The sequence below is a fragment of the Streptomyces sp. B21-083 genome, from assembly GCF_036898825.1.
GTDB lineage: Bacteria > Actinomycetota > Actinomycetes > Streptomycetales > Streptomycetaceae > Streptomyces.
Genome location: NZ_JARUND010000002.1, coordinates 3,098,355 through 3,119,460, shown reverse-complemented (window position 1 = coordinate 3,119,460; position 21,106 = coordinate 3,098,355). Strand labels below are relative to the sequence as shown.

16 protein-coding genes and 2 pseudogenes are annotated in these 21,106 nt (G+C 71.1%); 7 read left to right on the top strand and 11 right to left on the bottom strand.

From position 1 onward, the window contains the following. Nucleotides 1-7: 7 nt before the first annotated feature. The 6 genes from QA861_RS37885 to QA861_RS37860 all read right to left on the bottom strand — a co-directional run bounded on the left by QA861_RS37885 (nt 8) and on the right by QA861_RS37860 (nt 7,786). Nucleotides 8-1,774, bottom strand: a complete 1,767-nt coding sequence (locus QA861_RS37885; RefSeq protein ID WP_334593312.1) for a glycosyltransferase family protein — start codon at nt 1,772-1,774, stop codon at nt 8-10. 73 nt (nt 1,775-1,847) lie between these two features. Then, nucleotides 1,848-3,254, bottom strand: coding sequence for an MATE family efflux transporter (locus QA861_RS37880; protein ID WP_334593310.1), 1,407 nt, complete (start codon nt 3,252-3,254; stop codon nt 1,848-1,850). 45 nt (nt 3,255-3,299) lie between these two features. Continuing rightward, nucleotides 3,300-4,367, bottom strand: coding sequence for a cysteine synthase family protein (locus QA861_RS37875; RefSeq protein WP_334593309.1), 1,068 nt, complete (start codon nt 4,365-4,367; stop codon nt 3,300-3,302). Nucleotides 4,368-4,392: 25 nt separating this feature from the next. After that, on the bottom strand, nt 4,393-5,751 hold the full coding sequence (locus tag QA861_RS37870) for an alanine racemase (RefSeq protein ID WP_334593307.1): 1,359 nt from the start codon (nt 5,749-5,751) through the stop codon (nt 4,393-4,395). After that, complete coding sequence (locus tag QA861_RS37865) at nt 5,748-6,800, bottom strand: ornithine cyclodeaminase family protein (protein WP_443041629.1); 1,053 nt, start codon at nt 6,798-6,800, stop codon at nt 5,748-5,750. Before QA861_RS37865 ends, QA861_RS37870 begins: the two co-directional genes overlap by 4 nt. Beyond that, a complete protein-coding gene (locus tag QA861_RS37860) occupies nt 6,797-7,786 on the bottom strand; it encodes a TauD/TfdA family dioxygenase (protein ID WP_334593305.1) in 990 nt (329 codons plus the stop codon). The genes QA861_RS37865 and QA861_RS37860 overlap by 4 nt, the downstream gene beginning before the upstream one ends. Before the next feature lie 276 nt (nt 7,787-8,062). On the opposite strand from QA861_RS37860, the gene QA861_RS37855 reads away from it, so the two are divergent. From QA861_RS37855 to QA861_RS37840, 4 genes are read left to right on the top strand one after another with little or no spacing between them, the layout of a single operon-like run. Continuing rightward, entirely contained in the window at nt 8,063-9,595 is a 1,533-nt protein-coding gene (locus QA861_RS37855) for an ABC transporter substrate-binding protein (RefSeq protein WP_443041687.1), read from the top strand. Then, nucleotides 9,580-10,602 (top strand): ABC transporter permease, encoded by a 1,023-nt coding sequence (locus tag QA861_RS37850; RefSeq protein ID WP_443041686.1) that lies wholly within the window; start codon nt 9,580-9,582, stop codon nt 10,600-10,602. The genes QA861_RS37855 and QA861_RS37850 overlap by 16 nt, the downstream gene beginning before the upstream one ends. Next, nucleotides 10,599-11,414, top strand: coding sequence for an ABC transporter permease (locus QA861_RS37845; RefSeq protein WP_334593302.1), 816 nt, complete (start codon nt 10,599-10,601; stop codon nt 11,412-11,414). Before QA861_RS37850 ends, QA861_RS37845 begins: the two co-directional genes overlap by 4 nt. Next, nucleotides 11,411-12,973: an ABC transporter ATP-binding protein gene (locus QA861_RS37840; protein ID WP_334593300.1), complete on the top strand. Its 1,563-nt coding sequence runs from the start codon at nt 11,411-11,413 to the stop codon at nt 12,971-12,973. Before QA861_RS37845 ends, QA861_RS37840 begins: the two co-directional genes overlap by 4 nt. 86 nt (nt 12,974-13,059) lie before the next feature. Here QA861_RS37840 and QA861_RS37835 read toward each other — a convergent pair. Then, nucleotides 13,060-13,491 (bottom strand): annotated as a pseudogene (locus QA861_RS37835) (LuxR C-terminal-related transcriptional regulator); the annotation flags it as partial. Nucleotides 13,492-13,575: 84 nt separating this feature from the next. On the opposite strand from QA861_RS37835, the gene QA861_RS37830 reads away from it, so the two are divergent. Beyond that, entirely contained in the window at nt 13,576-13,989 is a 414-nt protein-coding gene (locus QA861_RS37830; protein ID WP_334593299.1) for a BlaI/MecI/CopY family transcriptional regulator, read from the top strand. Nucleotides 13,990-14,567: 578 nt separating this feature from the next. Here the strand turns inward: QA861_RS37830 and QA861_RS37825 are convergent. From QA861_RS37825 to QA861_RS37815, 3 genes are all read right to left on the bottom strand, one after another. Further along, nucleotides 14,568-15,656: an ABC transporter substrate-binding protein gene (locus QA861_RS37825; protein WP_334593297.1), complete on the bottom strand. Its 1,089-nt coding sequence runs from the start codon at nt 15,654-15,656 to the stop codon at nt 14,568-14,570. A 70-nt stretch (nt 15,657-15,726) separates the two neighbouring features. Then, nucleotides 15,727-16,605: an ABC transporter permease gene (locus QA861_RS37820; protein WP_334593295.1), complete on the bottom strand. Its 879-nt coding sequence runs from the start codon at nt 16,603-16,605 to the stop codon at nt 15,727-15,729. Continuing rightward, entirely contained in the window at nt 16,602-17,462 is an 861-nt protein-coding gene (locus tag QA861_RS37815; RefSeq protein ID WP_334593294.1) for an ABC transporter ATP-binding protein, read from the bottom strand. Before QA861_RS37815 ends, QA861_RS37820 begins: the two co-directional genes overlap by 4 nt. Before the next feature lie 237 nt (nt 17,463-17,699). Between QA861_RS37815 and QA861_RS37810 the strand changes: the two genes are divergently transcribed. Together QA861_RS37810 and QA861_RS37805 are read left to right on the top strand one after the other, a co-directional pair. Then, nucleotides 17,700-19,364 (top strand): ATP-binding protein, encoded by a 1,665-nt coding sequence (locus QA861_RS37810; RefSeq protein WP_334593292.1) that lies wholly within the window; start codon nt 17,700-17,702, stop codon nt 19,362-19,364. Further along, nucleotides 19,361-20,050, top strand: coding sequence for a response regulator (locus tag QA861_RS37805; RefSeq protein WP_334593291.1), 690 nt, complete (start codon nt 19,361-19,363; stop codon nt 20,048-20,050). The genes QA861_RS37810 and QA861_RS37805 overlap by 4 nt, the downstream gene beginning before the upstream one ends. A 132-nt stretch (nt 20,051-20,182) precedes the next feature. Here the strand turns inward: QA861_RS37805 and QA861_RS37800 are convergent. Next, nucleotides 20,183-20,940: pseudogene (locus tag QA861_RS37800) on the bottom strand (transposase); the annotation flags it as partial. Nucleotides 20,941-21,106 lie beyond the last annotated feature (166 nt).

The following is a 21,106-nucleotide window of genomic DNA, read 5'->3' as shown; positions in this document are numbered from 1 at the left end:
CCGCCGGTCAGCGGCTGGGGGTCCGCATGGTGGCCTCGATGCGGGCGGTGCTGATCGTCATCGGTGTTCCGGTGACGGCGATGAGGTACATGCGCTGATGCGCGCCGGGCACGGGGCGGTGACCGCCGGCCGGCCGTACGACGTACACGGCCGCGCTGTGCGGGGCGAGCGTGGTGGGCCCGCTGGTGACGGTCCACCAGTTGGAGGCGCCCTGGCCGATGCGGCTGGCGAAATGAGGGGTGAGGGCGGTGCTGGTGGTGTTGACGGCCTTCACCGTCACGGCGGTGACGGCGGGATGGGGCTGTTCGCTGATGCGGGTGGTGAGCGTCATACGCAGGGGAGGCGGGCTGGAGGCGGCGACTGCGGCGCACAGCGCGGCCGGCGTGACGAGCGCCGCGCAGAGGGCGGCCTTGGCGCGCCGGCCTGTGAGGCGGGGGATCCGGGGCTGCCAGGCGGAGGCCAGAGAGAAGGCGGGGACGGTCGCCGCGGCGGCCAGCCACAGCGGGGTCATCATCAGGAAGTAGCCGTCCTGGGAACGGGTGGCGAGGTAGAAGGGCAGCCAGGGCAGGACGGTCAGCGCCGTTCCCAGGCGGCGGACGAACAGCAGGGTCGCGGCGAGCAGGCCGACGAGGAACAGCTGGCCGGCGTAGGAGTAGTAGTCGAGGCGGCTGCTGCCGTCGGTGAAGTAGTAGGAGATGCCCATCAGGCCCTGGCCGTGCAGGATCGCCTTCTGGGTGAGGGGCAGCAGCAGGCCTTGCCACCAGGAGGAGAAGCCCTGGGCGGCGAAGTAGGCGTTGACGCTCGCCCACACCAGGGCGGCGATGCCGGCGAAACGGGCCAGCACGGCTGCCGCGGGGCGGGCCCCGAGTTCGCCGCGCCGTACCGCGTACAGGCCGATCAGAAGGAACGGGGTGAAGAACCAGGCGAGTTGCTGGGCGGCGCAGGCGGCGCCCAGGCACACGGCCCGCAGTAGCCCGCTCCGTCCCAGGCGTCCGCCCGCTCCGGTGCCCGGCCAGCGGACCGCCACCGGGATCAGCAGGGCCAGGGCGACGATCGCCGGGTAGCCGGAGCGGGCGTAGCCGGGGAGGATGCCGAAGCCGAGGCACACGGCGGTTGCCGCCGACCGCCAGGGGGCGGGCAGCATGAGCCACAGAGTGACCGTTCCGGCGATCAGCGCCCCCGTGGTGACCAGGGTGGCGGCCGTCGAAGCGGGCAGGAAGGCGTGCACCGGGGCGGCGAGCAGGGCGGTCAGCGGTGGATAGCCGTAGGTGTAGTCGTATGAGCCGGACATCGTCTTGGTCGCACCGGAATTGGGCGTGCCGAACAGCCAGGGCCAGGGCTGTCCGTAGACGGGGCGGCCGTGCGTGATCTGGTTCGCGGCCTGCCCGGTCAGTACGCCCTCGTCGGTACCGATGTGCTTCAGCCAGTAGCCGCAGACCACCAGGGCCACCGCGAGGACGAGAACGGTGGCGTCCACCCGGACCAGGGTCCGGCGGCCTCTTACGGCCAGTGCGAGTACCCCGCACACGAGGATCCCGGCGTAACAGAGTGAGATGACCCCGGCGGCGGGCGGATGGGAGAGCACCGCCTGGGTCCAGGCCGAGCGGGTGCCGATGAAGAGACTGATCGTGGCGATCAGCGTCATGCCGCGGTGCCACTGCTGGGGGCTGACCGTGTCGTCGTAGGTCCACCGCGGGTCGGCGGCGGGTCGGCGTGTGTAGCGTCGCCGGCCGCCGGTGACGGCGATATGGGCGACTGTCTCCACTTTCTCCATATTCGGTTACTACATCAGGTAAAGGGAGGGCGGGCACTGCAGGCTCGCCCAGCCGGGCCGGGTATGCCGGCGATCAGGCCTGGGACGGTGCCGGTTCCGTCGTCCGGGGCAGTCGGGCGAGGCCCCGGTTGTAGCGGCTCAGGAGGAGTACGGCGGTGGTGGCGAGGCCGGTGAGGAGGCCGAGCCAGATGCCCAGGGTGTCGAGGCCGAGGGCGGGGCCGAGGAGGGCGGCGGTGGGCAGGCCCACGAGCCAGTAGCCGACGAGGGTGACGCGGAAGCCGCCCTTCGTGTCGTCGAGGCCGCGCAGCAGCCCGACGCCGATGTTCTGGGCGCAGTCGAAGAACTGCAGCACCGCGGCGACCAGGAGGAGCTGCGTCGCGATCTCGACCGCCCTGTCGTCACCGGTGTCGAAGAAGGGGGCGAGCACCAGGCCGGGCACGGTCACGTACACCACCGCGACCACGGCCATCACCGCCGCCGCGCAGGCCAGGGCCGTGGTCTTCAGGCGCTGGGCCGCGGCCAGGTTGTGCAGCGCCAGCTCCCGGCTGACGCCGATGGACGCGGCGTGGGACAGGCCGACGGCTATCTGGAAGACGATGTAGACGAGCTGGTTGACGGCCGTGTGCGCGGCCAGCGCCGAGGTGCCGAAGCTGCCGGCGAAGAGCGCGACGACGAAGAAGAAACCCGCCTCGGAGCCGTAGGTGGCGGCGATCGGCGTACCCAGCCCGGTGAGCCTGCGCAGGGTGGCCGGGCGGGTCTTCCAGATGCTGAGGGACAGCACCGGGGCGAGCCGGGCGTCGCGCCGGGCGGAGAGGTAGAGGGCCACGCAGGACAGGGCGTACACCAGGCTGGTGGACAGGCCGATGCCGGGCAGGCCCAGCTTGGGGAAGACCCAGGTGCCGTGTATGAGGGCCCAGTTGAGGCTCACGTTGACGGCGATCGAGGCGAGGGTGATGCGCAGCAGGGCCTGGGGGCGGCGCATGCCGACGGTGAACTGCCGTATCGCCTGGAACCACAGGCAGGGGATCAGACCGGGTGCCATCGTGTAGAGGACCGGCTTCGCGGCGTCGACCACGTCCGGGTCCTGGCCGAACCAGATCACGGCGTGCCCGATGAGCACCATCAGGACGGCACCCGCGACGCCCGCCAGGGTCGAGAGGAGCAGGCTCGCCCGGACCAGGTCCCTGAGCTCGTCATGAGCGGTCTCGTCCGCGCCCGAGCCCGCGGACTCCGCCCGCGCGTCGGCCGCCGCGACCTGGTTGCCGACGGCGGTGACCATGCCGACGCCCATGGTGCGCAGCTGGTTGAAGATCACCATGGCGAGACCGCCGGCCGCCAGGGACTCGGTGCCGAGCAGGCCCATCATGACGGTGTCGGTGGTGGTCAGGGCGACCTGGGCGAGCTGGGTGAGCGCCAGCGGCACGGCGAGCGAGGCGAGGGCGCGGCTGTCGCCGAGGAGGCGGGCGAGGGCGGGCGGCATCGGTTCCGATCCTGATGGGAGGGGGAGGGTGCGGTACGACGGGTGCTATCCGTGGGTTTCCGGTGTGACGCGGCGGAGCTTCGCGAGCAGTTCGTCCACCTCGCGTTCGACGTCGGGGGAGAGCAGATCGTGGGCGCTCATCCAGTCGTCGTCGAAGACGGTGTCCAGGTACTTCTCCCCACCGTCGTTGATCAGGGCGACCATAGTCGTTCCGGGCGCCGACGCGGTCATCCGGGCCAGCGCCTCGTACACCACCCCGCCCGCCGAGCCGCCGAGCATCAGCCCGGTCCTGCGGGCCACGGCCCGCGCGGTCGCGAAGGCCTCCACGTCACCGACCTTCGCGCCCTCGTCCAGGAGCGAGTAGTCGACCATGGCGCCGATCGTCGCGCCCTCCGGGGTGCCGGTGCCCGACTGGTGGTAGTCGTGCGCGGGCGGCCCGAACGCGATGGACCCCTTGGGCTCGACGCCGACGATCCTGACCCCGGGGACGGTACGGCGCAGCTCGCCGGCGGTGCCGAACAGCCCGCCGCCGGTGCCGACCGCGCCGATCAGGACGTCGATACGGCCGTCCAGCGCGGCGTCGAGCTCCCGGGCCACCGGGTGGTAGCCGACGCCGTTGGCGAGGTTGTTGTGCTGCTCGGTGAAGTAGGCGTTGTCCGACTCGGCGGCCATCCGCTCCGCCAGCTCCTCGCGCGCGGCCGTGGCCAGGTCGTCGTCGCCCTCGTCGGCGACGTAGACGAGTTCCGTGCCCATGGCCTTCATGGCGCGCAGCTTGTCCTTGGCGGCGTGGTGGTCGACGACCGCGGTGAACGTGTAGCCGCGCTCGGCGGCGACGACCGCGAGACCGAGCCCGGTGTTGCCGGAGGTGGACTCGATGATCCGGCCGCCGGGGCGCAGCAGCCCGCGCTCCTCGGCGTCGATCACCATCTGCCGGGCCATGCGTATCTTCGCCGTCCCGGTCGGGTTGAACTGCTCCAGCTTCAGCAGCAGCCGTGCGTCGCTCTCGGTGCGGCACAACTCGAACAGCGGGGTGGCGCCGATGAGTTCGGAAACCTGGCGGACGACGGCCGGTCGGTGCAGGGGGTGGTTCGGAGGGTTCGTGGCTGGGTTCATGGCTGCGTTCATGGCTGAGAACTCCCTACGGGTGGCGGTCAAGACGCCAGCGGGGACGGGCGGAGTCGGAGGGGTGCTCGATGACCACCTTGGGCGGCAGCGGCAGTTCGTGGAACGGGGACTCGTTGGAGTCCATCTGGTAGCCCGCCGTGTTGAGGTACACCAGCAGGTCACCGGCGGTCGGCCGATCCGGGAAGGGGATCTTGCGCCAGGTCAGCATGTCCGACTCCAGGCAGGTGGCGGCGCCCACACAGGCCGGGTACGGGCCGTCACGGTCGGCGTAGGGCGTGCGTGGCACGAGCACCGGCTCCGGCAGGTACTCGCTGTCGAACCACTGCTCGGACAGGCTCAGGCTGCTGCCGTCCGCGGTGAGGATCGCGTAGCCCTGGCGCTCCTTGACGCCCTGGACGGCGAACACCGTGCACCCGGCCTGGTCGAGCAGTGCCCGTCCGGGCTCGACGAGCAGCCGTACCCCCGAGGACCTCAACAGCCCTGCCAGGGAGTCGTGTTCACCTGCGGGCGTGGCCGCCAGCACGGCGCGCAGGGCGTCGGCGCCGGCGACGGGGGAGTGGTAGGGGTAGAACCCGGAGAAGGCCTTGCCCGCGTGATAGTGCTCGGGCCCTTGTTCCTCGGAGAACCGCTGCCAGTCGTCCGCACCCACGTAGTCGACCGCGAAGCCACCGCCGACGCTGATCCGGTCGGCGCGCAGGCCCAGCTCCCGGGCGCCTCGGCACAGCCGTACCAACTCACCGGCCAGATCGGCGCGTTGTCGGACGTCGTAGCCGGACAGATGGAAGCTGAAGCCCTCCATGTCGACCGAGCCATCCGTTCCCGCGCAGCGGCGCAGCGCCTCCTCGGTCTCTCCGTCGTCCAGACCGAAGCGGCTGTGCGGCTGGGTGGAGGGCAGCCGGCGCAGCAACACCCGTGCCGTACGCCCGACTTCACCCGAGAGGGCCATCACGCGGTCGAGTTCGTCGAGGGCGTCCACGGCGACCAGCGCACCCTGGAGCACCGCGACCCGGAGCAGTTGTTCCGACTTGGCCGGTCCGGTGATCACCACATCGGCGCCGCGCACCCCGTGCGCCAGCGCCTCGCGCAGCTCTCCGTGGCTCGCCACGTCCACGCCCAGGCCCAGTGCGGCGGCCCGCTCGACGTAGACGGCCGCCTTGTTGGCCTTCTTGGCGAAGCAGACCTGTCCGTCTACCCCGGCCTCGGCCATCGCCGCACGGAACCCGGCGGCGTTGGCGTCGAACCGGCCGGGGAACAGCAGGTGGTAGGGGCCGCCGAGGCCGTGGTGCAGCTCCTGGAGCAGCGGATCGGCGAGCAGCGACCGCACCTCGTCCGTCGTGTGCGCGGGCAGTGACGGCGGGGCGCTCGTCGTCACGTCCACAGCGGCACCGCCGTACCGAGCCCCTGCGCGAGCGCGAGCTGCGCGAACCGGTGGCCGAGCGCGATGTCGGTGACGACCAGTCCGCTGTTGTACGCGAAGATCCGCTGCCCGGGATCCGTACGGCCCTGCGCGCGGCCTGCCAGCACCTCGGGGAACTCGGCGTCCACACCGCGCAGTTGCCCGCTCGCGTCCGCCATGTCGGTGCCGGTGACCCGCATCTGGGCCTCGCTGGTGGCGATGACTCGGTCAGCCGTGTGCAGGGTGGAGGGCGCGATGCCGTACCCGATCAGCACGGACAGGGCCGAGGGCTTGAGCCACTCGGCTTCGACGGACGCGGGTGTGTTGGGGCCGGCGGTCGCGAGGACGATGTCCGCATCCTCGGCTGCGGCGCGCAGATCCGTCACGAGCTCCAACTCCCGCTCGGGGAAGTGGGCGTGCAGCTGTTCACGTACGGCCCGGATGCCGTCCGGGTGGGTCCCGAAGAGCATCAGCCGGTCCAGGTCCGGCAGGGTGGTCAGCAGGAAGGGGAGGGCGAGCCGGCCCTGTACGCCGGTGCCGACGACGAGGGCGCTTCGGCTGCCGGGGGCGGCGAGTTCGCGGGCGAGGAGCGCGGAGACGGCCGGGGTACGCAGGGCCCCGACGCGCCCGCAGTCCATCATCGCGACCGGCAGGCCCGTGGCGTCGTCGTAGAGGGTCAGCGTCGTGTAGTAGTGCTGCTTGTCGCGGTCCTCGTGGAGGCCGTACTTGTACGAGGTCTTGACCGCGACGACCCCGCGCTCCCCGTCCCGGCCGAGCATCGCGTAGGCCACGGAGTGGCCGTCCTCGGGCTTGACGGTGAGCTTGCGCGGATTGTCGGAGCGGCCCTCGGCCAGCGTGCGGTAGGCCTGTTCGACCACCGAGACGACGTCGGGCAGGGCGATGTCGATGCCCGCCACGTCGCTGGTGCTGAGGATGCGCAGGGTCTTGTCGTCGGACGCCATGGTGCTCCCTCGCGAGCTGTCTGTGCCGATGCCGATGCCGACGCCGTTGCTGGTGTCGGTCATGCGTGGGCCTCCACGGCGGCCTGGCCGTAGCCGTGCTCCGACTGCTCGGCGGGCGGCCGGGTCAGGCGACCCTTCACGCGCACGGAGGAACGTTTCAGCCAGCGGTCCGTGCCGTCGTAGCGGGCCTGGAAGGGGACCCGGCCGTGGACGACCAGGTCGTTGTCGACGACGAGGACGTCGCCGGGGCTCAGGCTCACCGCCACACTGACCCGCGAGAGTTCGTCCTCCAGCCGCCCGTACGCGGCCCGGTGGTCATCGGGCGCCCGGTCGAGCGGGGTGTAGGCAGGGTCGAAGCGCAGGGTGAGCCCGTCCTCGGACTCCCACAGGGTCGGCACCGGCGGCGGTTCGCCCTGGTAGGCCTGGGCCTCGGCGTAGGCGTCGTCGGGGAGGATCGGCAGCACCGGGCGGCTGAGCAACTCCACGTCCGCCGGGGCGAGTCGGACGTTGCGGATACCGGCGGCCGTGGTGGCCACGGAGTCGTGGTTGCGCATACAGCCGAGGACCAGGAGGTGGGCGCGACCGGGGTGGAAGGCGTCCTCGGTGTGCGGGCTGAGCAGCACGCTGCTGCTGGCGCCGGTCTGCTCAGCCTCGTGGCCGGGGCTGGGCACGATGTTGTGCACGAAGCGGCCGTCCTGCTGGCCCTCCCAGGCGATGGGGGTGCCCATCACGGTCGAGAGGAGGAGCAGGACGACGTCGTATACGGCGCCGGCGTCGCCGACCGTCGACCAGTGGCCGGGGGTGGGGCCGAGGGCCGCGTCGTCGACGGGCAGACCGCGCAGCACGAACAGGCCGTCGGCGGTGTCCACGGGGCGGCAGGCGTGGCGTATCCGGTCGCTCAGCGAGGCGGCGGCAGCGGGGGCCTCGGCCAGCAGGCCCGGGTGGGTGGACGAACCGTCGTACGAGGTGAGGAGGGTGCGGGCGGCGGCGGTCAGTTCGGCGACCGAGTCGGGATCGAGCAGGCGTACGGGTGTGGTTCCCGTGGACATGGGGGGTCCGTCCGTTCCGGTGCGGGCAGTGTGGGGTGGACTCCGGGCATGGCGAAGAAGGCCTTCCGAGGTGTTCCGTGTGGGTCGGACGCGGAGCCTCGGGCGGCCCGTCGGAAACATAGCGAGGCCATGGATAATAGGGAAGCCTAACCTAATTAAGATCTTTGTCACTGGCCGGCGGTCTTGCCGCACAGGCGTGACGCAAGATAGGTAAGGCTAAGCAATCCAGCCCAACTGCGGGAAAACGAGGAACAAGTGGATCTGACGCGACGTCACATGCTCTGGCTCGGTGGCGCCATCGGAGCCGGCGCCCTGCTCACCGCCTGTGGAGGCGGCGACGAGGAGCCGGCCGGATCCGCCACGGGCGGTACGGCCAAGCCCCGCAAGGGCGGCACCCTGCGGGTCGGCGCGCTCGGCCGCGCCGGTGCCATCACCCGTGACCCGCACGGAAGTCAGGCCAACGAGAGCGACTACCTCATCATCAGCCTGCTCTACGACACCCTCACCGTGCCCGGCGCCAAGCCGAACACCGTCCCCCGCCTCGCCGCGAGCTGGAAGGCCTCCGCGGACCTGAAGACCTGGCGGTTCACGATAGCCAAGGGCGCGAAGTTCCACGACGGTTCACCGGTCACCGCCGACGACGTCGTCTTCTCGCTCAAGCGACTGCGCGCCACTCCGGCGGGCGCCTCCCGGCTGCCCGGCATCCAGGCGAAGAACATCACGGCCGAGGGCACCGACACCGTGGTCATCGGCTCCGACTACGCCAACGCCGAACTGCCCCTGCTGGTCAGGCTCACCACCTTCGTCATCCCCAAGGGCACCACCGACAAGGACATCGCCAAGGCCCCCGGCACCGGCCCCTTCAAGCTCGACTGGTTCCGCGGCGGCAACGCCCGCCTCGTCCGCAACGACTACTGGTACGGCGGCGACGTGTACCTCGACGCCATCGAGATCAAGATCTTCGAGAGCCCGCAGGCCATGGCGAGCGCCCTGCTCGCCGGCCAGCTCGACCTCGCCTCCAACGTCGGCGCCGTCGCCGCCCGCACCGCCGAGAGCCGGGGGGACATCCAGACCGTCCGCCGCCCCAACGACATGGCGATGCCCCTCGTCATGCGCACCGCCGACGGTCCCTTCGCCGACCCGAAGGTCCGTGAGGCGCTGCGCCTGGCCGTCGACCGCGAGGCCATGGTCAAGCAGGTCCTGTCCGGCTACGGCACCGTCGCCAACGACATCCTCGGCACCGGCGACCCGGCCTACGACAAGAGCGTCCCGCAGCGCGTCCGCGACCTCGCCCAGGCCAAGGAGCTGCTGAAGGAGGCGAAGTTCGACACCTCCAGGACGTACGAGCTGTACACCACCGAGGACATCTCCGGCCTCGCCGAATCGGCCACCCTCTTCGCCACCCAGGTCCGCGAGGCCGGGGTGAAGATCAAGGTCGTCAAGCAGGAGTCGGCGACCTTCTGGGACAAGACCTGGCTCAAGGGCGACCTCTACACCACGTACTGGGGCACCAACGACTCCGTCGTCTTCTTCGCCAGCAAGACGATGGTCTCCGACAGCGGCCAGAACGAGGCAGGCTGGAAGGACAAGGACTTCGACGCGGCCTACCAGAAGGCCATCGGCACCGCCGACGCGGCCGAGCGCACCCAACTGCTCCAGAAACTCCAGCAGATCGAGTACGACAGCTCCGGCTACCTGCTGTGGGGCATGGCCGACGGCATCGACCTCGCGGGGGCCAAGGTGCACGGGCTGCCCACACTGCCCGGCTACGGCCGAGTCCAGCTCGAACAGGCCTGGCTGGACCGTTGACCCCGGACACGGCCACGCCGGCCGGGCCCTCTCCCTCGGTGGAGGGGGCCCGGCCGTACCGCGCGCCCGCCCTGCTGCTCGCCCGGGTCGGCCTTGTCGTCGTGAAACGGGCGGTGCTCCTCGCGGTGCTGCTCGCCGTCGTCTTCGTCACCGTCGAACTGCTGCCGGGCGACGCCGCGACGGCCACCTCCGAGCGCGGCGAGAGCGCCGCCGACATCGAGGAACGACGACGTCTCCTCGGCCTGAACCGACCGGTCCTGGAACGCTTCTGGGACTGGATGAGCGGCCTCCCGACGGGCGACCTCGGTGTGTCCGCGCGCGGCGAGAAGGTCACCGACCTGCTGTCGACGGCGTTCCCCAACACCCTGCTGCTGGGCGGACTCGCGCTGCTGCTGACCGCGCTGGTGTCCGTCGCCCTCGGCTGCTGGGCCGCGCTCCGCCCCGGCGGACGGACCGACCGGGCGGTGTCGGCCGTCGCCACCGCGGTCCTCGCGCTGCCCGAGTTCGTGGTGGCCGTCGCCCTGGTCCTGGTCCTGTCGCTGTGGACCGGCTGGCTGCCCGCCGTCACCCTCACCGGCGCCGACGGAACCCCCTCCGACTGGACCATGCTGATCCTGCCCGCGCTCGCGCTGACCGTCCCGCAGGTCGGCTGGAACGTACGTGTCGTGCGCGCCGCCCTCGCCGACGAGGCCCGCGCCCCGCACGTGGAGACCGCCGTCCTCGACGGACTCCCGCCGCACCGCGTCCTCACCCACCACGTCCTGCCCGGCGCCCTGCCCACCATCGCCGCCGGTCTCGCCACGTCCACCGGCATGCTCCTGGGCGGCGCGGTCGTCGTGGAGACCATCTTCAACTACCCCGGCATCGGCTCGGTCCTCGCCTCCGCCGTCACCGACCGCGACAGCCCCGTCATCGCCGGGGTGACGGCCCTCGCCGGCGCGGTCATCACCGGCGTACTGCTCCTGGCCGACCTGGTACGCGACCTGACGGCAGGAGGCCGCCGATGACCCCCCGCCCGAGAGCCACCGCCCTACGCGTGCTGCCCGCGCTGCTGCTCGTCTGCCTGGCCGTCGCCGGGCCCTCGATCGCGCCGCACCCCATCGACGCGCCGCTCACCGCGCCCTTCGCGAAACCGGGTTCGGACGCCTTCCTCGGCGGTGACCAACTCGGCCGGGACGTGCTCAGCAGGCTCCTCGCCGGCGGCCGCGACCTGGTCCTCTCCTCGCTGCTCGTCGCGGTGCTCGTCACCGGCTGCGCGGCCGTGCTCGGCGCGATCGGCGCGCTGCGGCCCCGCGTCGGACGCCTGGTGGAACGCACCGCCGACCTGGTGATGCTGCTGCCCGCCGTGCTCGGCATCCTTCTCGTCACCCTCTCCTGGCCGGACGGCGGCCGGTTCGCGGTGATCGCCGCCGCCGTCGTCCTCGGTGTGCCCTACGCGGTACGCCTTGTCGCCGGCGCGGCGAGCCCGGTCGCCGCGTCCGGCTACGTCGAGGCCGCTGCGGCGGGCGGGGAACGCCTGTGGCACCTGGTGCTGCGCGAGGTCCTGCCCAACCTCCGGGCCACCCTCCTCGCCCTGTTCGGCCTGCGCTTCGTCGCCGCCGTCTACCTGGTCGCCACCGCCGGATTCCTCCAGGTCGGTCCCCAACCCCCGGCTGCCGACTGGGCGTTGATGATCCGCGAGAACTCCTCCGGCATCCTGCTCAACCCCTGGGCCGTGGTCGCCCCCAGCGCCGCCATCGCCCTGCTCGCCATGAGCGTCAACCTCGCTGCGGCCGCCATCGCCCCGCAGACCGGCCGGAAGGCGGTGACCGTCCTGTGAGCCACACACCCGACCGGTACGGGAAGGACGACCCCGCCACGTCCACGGCTGCCCCGGCAGCTCGTGTCACCGGCCTCACCGTGTCCGCCCCCGACGGGCACCTCCTGCTCCGGGACGCTCAACTCACCCTGCGAACAGGCCGGTTGGTAGCCCTCACCGGCCCCTCCGGTGCGGGCAAGACCACGCTGCTGCGCGCCCTCACCGGCCTCCTGCCGTCCGGCACCGAGCGGACGTCCGGGCAGGTGGAAGTCCTCGGCCGTGACGTGTTCGCCCTGTCCGAACGGGAGTTGCGGGCCCTGCGCCGCGAACGGCTCGCCTACGTCGGCCAGGACCCCGGCTCGGGGCTGAACCCTCGTATGCGCGTACGTTCCCTGCTGCGCGAACTCTCCGACGACCGCACCCCGGAGGCGGTGCGGGCACTCCTCGCGGAGGTGCGACTCCCGGACGACGGCCCCCTCCTCACCCGGCGGCCGGGCGCCCTGTCCGGCGGGCAGCAGCGCCGCGTGGCCCTCGCCCGCGCCCTCGCCCGCCGCCCCCGGGTCCTCCTTCTCGACGAGCCGACCGCCGGACTGCACCCCGAACTCCGGTACGAGGTCGGTGAGTTGCTGCGCCGCCTCGCGCGCGAGCAGCAGCTGGCCGTCGCGATCTCCTGCCACGACCCCGAACTCGTCGAGCGGATCGCGGACGAGGTGGTGGAACTCGGCGCGCGCGTTCCCCGGCCACGTGTCTCCGGCGGCGCCGCCGCTTCGGCCGGAGGGCCGGCGGAGCGCGGTGCGCGGAAGGCCGGCTCGGGGGACGTACCCGTGCTCGACGTGCGCGACCTCCGGGTCACCTTCGGGCGCCGTACGGACACCCCCACGCTGGACGGCGTCACCTTGAGTGTCGCTCCGGGCTCGGCGACCGGCATCGTCGGCGCCTCGGGTTCCGGGAAGACCACGCTCGTCCGCGCCGCGGTCGGGCTGCAACCGATCACCGCGGGCACGATCCGCCTCGACGGGGTGCCACTGAGCACCGGCCTGCGGGGCCGCAGCCGCGAACAGCGCCGCCGTGTCCAACTGGTCACGCAGAACCCGCTCGGCGCGCTCAACCCCAGCCGCACGGTCGGCGCCGCGCTCGGCAGGCCGCTGCGGCTGCACCGGCGGTGCGCGGGGAGTGAGGTGCCGGCCCGGGTGGCGGACCTCCTCGAACAGGTGGGCCTGCTGACCGGGTTCGCCTCCCGCTACCCGCACGAACTGTCCGGCGGACAGCGGCAGCGGGTGGCCATCGCGCGGGCGCTGGCCGCCGATCCGGACGTGCTGATCTGCGACGAGGTGACCTCCGCGCTCGACTCCGCCACCGCCGAGGCGATCATGGATCTGCTGGTCGGGCTGCGAGAGCGGCGCGGTACGGCCCTGATCCTCATCAGCCACGACCTCGCGCTCATCGCGGACCGCACCGACACGGTCACCGTCCTCGACGCGGGCCGCGCCGTGGAGTCCGGCCCCACGGCCACCGTCTTCACCGCTCCGAACCACCAGGCGACCCGGACTCTCCTGCGAACACCGGCGGGGATGGCATGACGTACCCGATCGTCGTTCCGGGTCGGCAGTGGGCGTCTCATGATCCGCCGGTCTGGCCGGCGGTGTTCCGCTCCTCCGTGGCAGCCCTACGAGTTCCCGGCGGCGAGGCCGGTGCGGTGGGCGAGGACCACCAGTTGCACCCGGTAGGGGATTCCGAGTTTGGTCAGGAGGTGTCCCACGTGCGTCTTGGCGGTGCCGTGGGTGATGTGCAGGTGCCGGGCGATCTCGGAGTCGGACAGGCCCTCGGCGACCAGAACCAGGACTTCGCGTTCACGTTTGGTGATGCCTGTCGGCATCGGGGGTGCGGGGGCCGACCGGGCGGCGAACTCCCTGATCAGCCGCCTGGTGATGCCTGGGGCGAGCAGCGCGTCCCCGGCGGCGACCACGCGGATCGCGGCGAGCAGATCCGCCGGCGGGGCGTCCTTGAGCAGGAAACCGCCGGCTCCGGCGCGCAGCGCACCGTAGACGTATTCGTCCAGGTCGAAGGTGGTCAGCATGAGTACCCGTACTGTGCCTGTGCCTGTGCCTGTGCCCGCGGCGTCCTACGAGCCGAAGTAGCACCGCCGGTAGTCTGGGCCGTCGAGTGGGAAGGTTGGTGAACAGTGCGCGACCGGAAGAGCGGCGAAAGCGGCGGAGTGACCGGCCGAAGGGCGCGCGGGGAGCTGGAGAGCAGCGTTCTTGCCGCGCTGTGGGCGGTGGACGAGCCACTGACCGCACGGCAGGTCCTGGAGCAGCTCACCGGGGACCTGGCCTACACGACGGTGCTGACGATCCTGTCGCGCCTGCACGACAAGGGCATGCTCGTACGGCATCCCGCAGGCCGTGGGTACGCCTACGCGCCTGTCCGGGACGAGGCGTCCGACACCGCCCTACGGATGCACACGCTGCTGGAGCGCGGCACGGACCGGGAGGCGGTGCTGGCCCGCTTCGTCTCCGAACTGTCCCAGGAGGAGGAGCAGTTGCTGCACCGCCTGCTGGGCGAGCAGGACGCCGGGCGCGGCGACGACGGGCGGTGAGCCGGTGAGGATCAGCGTCTGCATCCCGCTCGTGGTCACCGTGGTCCTCGCGGTACACGGCGGGCCGGCTCGGCTCGCTGGTACTGCCGGCGTTCACCGGGTTCGCGCAGATCCCCGAGGTCGCCGAGGAGGGCCACTGGTCGGTGGCCGCTCTACGCGCTGAGGACCCGGTCACCTCGCCGTCGCGGCCGTAAGGCAGGTCCGCCATGTCCTGTGAGTCCGCCGGGAATCCGCCGGACTGTCCGGAGACACCGAACTGGTGGTGCTCGACGACGAGACCGGGACACCACGGTCCGTCCTGGGGCACCGGGCGAGGGATGCCGCGCTGTCTCGGCGACGCGGAGCGTGAGGCCCTCCGAGAGATGAACTCGTCGGGACAGCCCCCGCCGCGAGATCGCCGGCCGGTTCGTCCTGTCCGAGTCGACCGTCGAGTCCCACGTCGGCCGGGTCCGGCCAAGAGCGGCGCCCGTGATCGCGTCCAGGCAGTGATCCTCGCCTGCGATCACGGGCTCGCCCGGCCCAGCGTGGACTGAGCCGGGGAACGGCCGTCCGGGAAGGACGGGCTCGTGGCCGGGGGGTCAGCCGTTCGGGCCGGCCGGGGTGGTGGTGGTCTTGAAGCCCTCGGTCTTGTTGGCCTGGACGGCGAAGTCGTTGGTGAACGTCTTGCCGAGGTCCACCGCCCCCTTCACGTTGCCGACCAGCCGCTCCGTCGCCAGAGAGGTCTTCGGACCGCCGGCCGGCATGATGCCGTCGGGAAGGAACTGGCCCTTGTCCTCGGTCAGGGCCGAGATGTAGTCGGCCTTGGTCACCAGCTGGTTCGACACGAACGACGCCGGCAGCTTGTTCGCGATGTCCGCCGCGCTGTGGGTGTTGATCCAGTGCATGGTGGCGACGAGCGCGTCGACGACCTTCTGCACGGTGGCCTTGTTCTGGTTCACCCAGTCGGTGCGGGCGAGCACACTGGCCGCGGGATAGGCGCCGCCCATCGCCGTCGTGGCGCCGGCCGTGGTGGCCAGGTCGATCGCGGAGGTACCGACGCCCTTCTTCTGGATCGCGGCGACCGTCGGCTGCGTCGTCATCACGCAGTCGACCTTGCCCTTCTGCAGCGCGGCGACGGCGGTGGAGCCCGCTCCGACGGCTATCCGGTGGAACTGGCTGGTCTTTACGCCCTTCTTGGCGGCCAGGAACTGGGTGAGGGTGTCGGTGCCCGACCCCAGGTCGGTGACGCCGAGCGTCTTGCCCTTGAAGTCGGCGCCCGAGGTGACACCCGACTTCGTGGTGCACATCTCGCGCTCGCCCGGCGCGCCGGAGAGCTGGACGACGTCCTCGACCGCCTTGCCCTTCGCCTGGAACTCGATCGTGTGGTTGTACCAGGCGCCCGCCATGTCCACCTGCCCCGAGGCCATGGCTTCCTCGGCGCCGACACCGCCGTCCTGCTCGGTGCTCAGCTGGACGTCGACGCCGTACTTCTTGTAGAAGCCGAGCTGCTGGGCGAGCTGGTACGGCAGGTAGATCTGCTTGTCCAGGCCGCCGGCCATGAGCTTGACGGTCGGTGTGCCACCCGAACCGCCGCTCGCGGCGGACGAGGTGCTGGAACAGGCGCTGACGGCGCCGAGAGCGAGAACGGTGAGGACGGACGCGGCGACGGCGGTGGATCGTCTGGACATGACTGATGACATGGCTGACCACATTCCTTTGCTGAGGGTTCTGAGAGGAGGCGAGGGGAAGCGCGAAGTGTCAGAGGGAGTTGGCTTCGGACGGCGCCGGCGGGCGCCAGGACAGCAGCCGGTGTTCGAGCTTGCCGATCAGCCACTCGGCGCCGAGCACGATGACCGAGATGACGAGCATCGTCGCGAACACGCCGTCGGGATCGAAGTTGTTCTGCGCGGTCTTGATGACCAGGCCGAGGCCGCTCTGCGCGCCGAGCACCTCGCCGACCAGCGCGCCGACGATGGCGAAACCGAAGGCGCTGTGCAGGCTGGCGATGATCCAGGTGAGCGCGGACGGCACGATGACGTGACGGGTGATCTGCGTCTGTGAGGCGCCGAGCACCTTCGCGTTGGCGAGGATGTTGCGGTCGACCTCGCGCACACCCTGGAAGGCGTTGAAGAAGACGATGAAGAAGACCAGCACCGCGGCGAGCAGGATCTTCGGCAGTACTCCGATGCCGAACGCGACGATGAAGATCGAGCCGAGGACGATACGCGGGATCGCGTTGACCATCTTGATGTAGGGGCCGAGCACGTCCGCGAGGAAGCGGCTCTGGCCGAGCGTGACGCCGAAGACCACCCCGGTGACGGCACCGAGGGCGAAGCCGGCGAGGGCCTCCTGGATCGTCGTCCAGATGTTCGAGTAGAACGACCCGAACTCGGTGCCGTGCCGGAAGAGGTCGACCAGCCGCTTGGCGATACCGGACGGCTGCCCGAAGAAGAACGGGTCGACGATCCCCCAGGCCGTGAACGCCTGCCAGCCGCCGATGACGAAGACCGCGAGGCCGACGCGGCCCGCCCACACCAGTGCGGTGCGCCGCCGGACGGCTTTCCTGGCAGCTGCTGTGGCCGAGGCCTGGGCGCTGTCCTTGACCGGGGCCGTGGAAACGGTGGCCGTCGTACTCATGCCGTACCTCCTGCGGTGCGTGCGTAGGCGCGCTCCACCTCCTCGCGCAGCGTTTCCCAGATCTGGTGCTGAAGTTCGATGAAGCGGGGCTGGAAGCGGATCTCCTGGACCGCACCGCGCGGGCGCGGCAGGTCGATGTCGAAGACCGCCTTGACCGACCCGGGGCTGGACGTCATGACGACGACCCGGTCGGCGAGCGCCACGGCCTCGTCGAGGTCGTGGGTGATGAAGATGACCGACGGACGTATCTGCTCCCACAGACCGAGCAGTTCGGTCGACATGATCGCCTTGGTCTGCACGTCCAGAGCGCCGAACGGTTCGTCCATGATCAGGATCCGGGGTTCGTTGATCAGCGCCGCGGCCATCGCCACGCGCTTGCGCATGCCGCCGGAGAGCTGGTGCGGATAGCGGTCCTCGAACCCGGTCAGACCCACCCGGCGTATCCAGTCGCGCGCCGACGCCTGCGCCTTCTGCTTGGGGACGCCGCGGAAGACGGGGCCCATCAGCACGTTGCCGAGGACGGTCTTCCAGGGCAGCAGCGCGTCGGTCTGGAACATGAAGCTGACGCCGTCCGCGACGCCGTCCACCTCACGGCCGCCGACCTTGACCGACCCCTCGCTGGGCCGGTCGAGCCCGGACACCATGCTCAGGGTCGTCGACTTGCCGCAGCCGGTCGGGCCCACCACGGCGCAGAACTGGCCCGGCTCGACGGTGAAGGAGACGTCCTGCAGTGCCGTGAACACCTCACCCGCAGGTGTCAGAAAGCGTTTCGTGAGTCCTGAGATTTCCACTCGCGCGCTGTCCCGGCCGATTCTCTCGGCGCCCGGGAGCACGGCGACATCGTTTCGCGAAGCCATGTGAGGCGGTCTCCTTCTCTCACCTCGGAGGTCGAGGAAGGCAGACGCTAAAGGCCGCGCGGTATTACGTCGCTGTTTCACACGTATCTCGCGTTAGTCGTGTTAACAGCAGTTCTGCGCGTTCTGCTCAGCGGGTCAGGGGGTGGGCAGAATGTCCTTGGTGGGACACAATCACGCCACCACGGGTACGGCGCAGGGGCCGCGCCCGGCAGCACGACAAGGGCGAAGGCACCTGTGATGCCCATCCGTATCCGGATCGGCCGCGGCGGGAAGGGGAGGCTCTCCGCGCGGATCCTGGCCAACATGCTGGTCATCCTGACTCTCACCGGGGCCATCGGCTTCGTGCTGTTCGCGTTCGCCCAGCGAGCCGAGATCGACCGCGCCTACGAGCAGCGGGCCCTGGACATCGCGCAGACCACGGCCGCCGATCCGCAGATCCGGCAGGCCATGGCACACGGGGGAGGCCACGGCATCGTGCAGACCGTCGCCGAACGGATCCGGAAGGCGTCCGGCGCGTCGTACGTCGTCGTGATCGACCTGCACGGCATCCGCCACTCCCACCCCGACCCCGCGCTGATCGGCGAGGGGGTGGGCGACCCGATCGTGGTGCTGGACGGACGCACCCACGTGGGCACCGACCAGGGAGCGACCGGACGGTCCGCCAACGGCAAAGCTCCGCTGAAAGGACCCACGGGCACCCTGGTCGGCGAGGTGTCGGCCGGTATCCCGGAACACGATGTCCTCGGCGAACTGTGGCGGGAGCTGCCCACCTTCGGCCTGTACGCCGCGATCGCCGTCGCGCTCGGCTCGGCGGCCGCGTTCCTGCTGGCCAGGCGGCTGAAGCGGTCGACCTTCGGGCTGGAACTGGAGGAGATCGCCGGGCTGCTCCAGGATCGCGAGGCGATGCTGCACGGCATCCGGGAAGGCGTGATCGCCTTCGCTCCCGACGGCCGGATCACCGTGGTCAACGACGAGGCGCGCGACCTGCTCGGCCTCGGCACGGCGCTCGGCAACAGACTCGAGGAGCTGCTGCCCGAGGGGCGGCTGCGCCGGGCCCTGGACGGCAGCCTGCCCGGCACCGACATCAGCGTGCTGACCGACGACCACTGCCTGGTGGTCAACCGCATGCCGGTGACGCTGCAGGGCCGTGAGCTGGGCGCGGTGGTCACCGTACGCGACCGCACCGAGCTGATCGGCCTGCTGCGCGAACTGGACTCGGTACGTGGCCTGACCGACGCCCTGCGCGCCCAGCAGCACGAGTTCACCAACCGCATGCACACCGTGGCCGGGCTGCTGGACATCGGCGACCACGACGCCGCCTTCGAGTACGCCGTCGAGTCGGCCGGCGCCGACCAGGCGCTGACCGAGTCCGTACGCGAACGGATCGGCAACACGCTGCTCGTGGGGCTGATCGTCGCCAAGACCACGGTGGCCGCGGAACGCGGGGTACGGGTGGTGCTCAGCGACGACTCCGCGCTCGGCGAGGACCCGCCGCATCTGCGCCGGCTGCTGACCATCGTCGGCAACCTGCTGGACAACGCGATCGACGCCGCCGCCGGCGGACCGCCTCCCGCGGGCGGCCGTGAGGTCGAGCTGTCGCTGGTCGAGGCTGTCGACCAGCTGCTGGTGCGGGTCGCGGACAGCGGCCCGGGGATTCCGCCGGGCGCCGCCGGGTCGATCTTCGAGGACGGCTGGTCGACCCGGCCCGACCGGGGCACCGCCCGGCGCGGGCTGGGGTTGGCCCTCGTCCACCGGCTGGCCCAACGGCACGGCGGCACGATCGCCGTCAGTGAAGGTCCCGGCGCGGTCTTCACCGTCGTACTGCCACTGCCGGACGCCACACCCGTACCACGAGACGCGCAGTTCACGTCGGCCTCGCCGACAGGAGGTGACCGAGGATGATCAGGACCCTGGTGGTGGACGACGACTTCCACATCAGCCACATCCACTGCGACTACGCGTCGCGCGTCGAGGGCTTCGAGGTGGTCGGCCGGGCGGCGACGGTGGCCGAGACGCTGGACGCGGTGCACACCCTTCACCCCGACCTGCTGCTGCTCGACATCTTCCTGCCGGACGGCAGCGGACTCGACGTGCTGCGGCAGCTCAGCGGAGACGAGGGCGGCGCCCGCCCCGACGCGATCATGATCACTGCCGACAGGGACATCACCTCGGTGCGGACCGCCATGAAACTCGGCGCGGTGGGCTACCTGGTCAAGCCGTTCGGCTCCGCCGACCTGGCCGAGCGGCTCACCGCCTACCGCGAACTCCAGCACCGGGTGGACGCCCTGGGCCTGGCCTCACGAACCGACCAGGCCGACGTGGACGCCCTGTTCAGTGCCGTCCGGCCGCCGGCCGTCCCCCGGGTCCCGGCCAAGGGGCACTCCGCGCCGACCCTCGCCCTTCTGCACCAGGTCCTGCGCACCGCCCCCGACGCCCTGTCCGCGGCCCAGGCCGCCGAACTCACCGGCGTCTCCCGTGCCACGGCCCAGCGGTACCTCTCCTACCTCGTACGCGAGGGCATGGTCCGGCTCGAACTCCGCTACGGCACCACCGGCCGGCCCGAACACCGCTACCGGATCGTGCACTGAGGATCCGACGCGGGTGTGGACGACAAGAACAATCCTCGCCGTCAGACGCCGACCAGCGGATCCTCCCTCAAACTTGCCAGCCAGTCGACCGTGTTCCAGCTGCTGCGGCAGATCGACAGCACCACAGGGGCATCACGCTGCAAGCGCCGCGGGCGGTACGGGCTCGTAGCGTCGTCCGTCGCGCAGGAGAGCCCAGAGGACGTTGACGCGGCGGCGGGCAAGGGCGAGGACGGCCTCGGTGTGGCGCTTGCCCTCGGCGCGTTTGCGGTCGTAGAACCGGCGCGATTCCTGACAGTGGCGGATGCTGAACAACGCGGAGGTGTAGAAGACCCGTTGGAGCCTGCGGTTGTATCGCTGGGGGCGCCGTAGGTTTCCGCTGATCTTCCCGGAGTCGCGGGGAACGGGCGCGACGCCGCCGAAGCCGGCGAGGCGGTCGGGGTGCCGAAGGCGGTCACGTCGCCGCCGGTGGCGGCCAGGAACTCGGCGCCGAGGATGAGGCCCAGGCCGGGCATGCTGGTGATCATGTCGAAGGTGTGGTGGTCGCGAAACCGGGCCTCGATGAGCTTGTCGACCTCTGCGACCTCCTGGTTGAAAGCCATCACCTCCTTCGCCAGCGTGTGCACCAGCTGGGCGGTCAGCTTCTCCCCGGGCAGACTGGTGAGCTGACGCCCGGCAGCCTGGACGGCTGTCTCGGCGAGCTGGCCGGCGCTGCGGACCTTGCGATTGTGCAGCCAGGTCGCCAGCCTCTTGGTTCCGATCCGACGGAGGGCAGCTGGGGTCTGGTAGCCCGTGAGCAAGGTCAGCGGGCCGGTATTGGTGAGGTCCAGTTCACGCTCCAGGCCGGGGAAGATGCCGCTGAGGCGGGCAGCGGCGCGCTCCTGGTCGGCTACGGACTGCTCGTCTCGGCGGCCCTCACGGGCCGCGTGGTGCACTTGCTGAAGCTGCTGACCCGGGGTCGGGGCACCCGTGGCATCCGGGGCGGTCGTGGCCGGCGTGATCGTTGTGCTGGGTATCGCGGCGGCGTTCTTCGCGGTCCGGGGCATCCGGCTCTCCGCC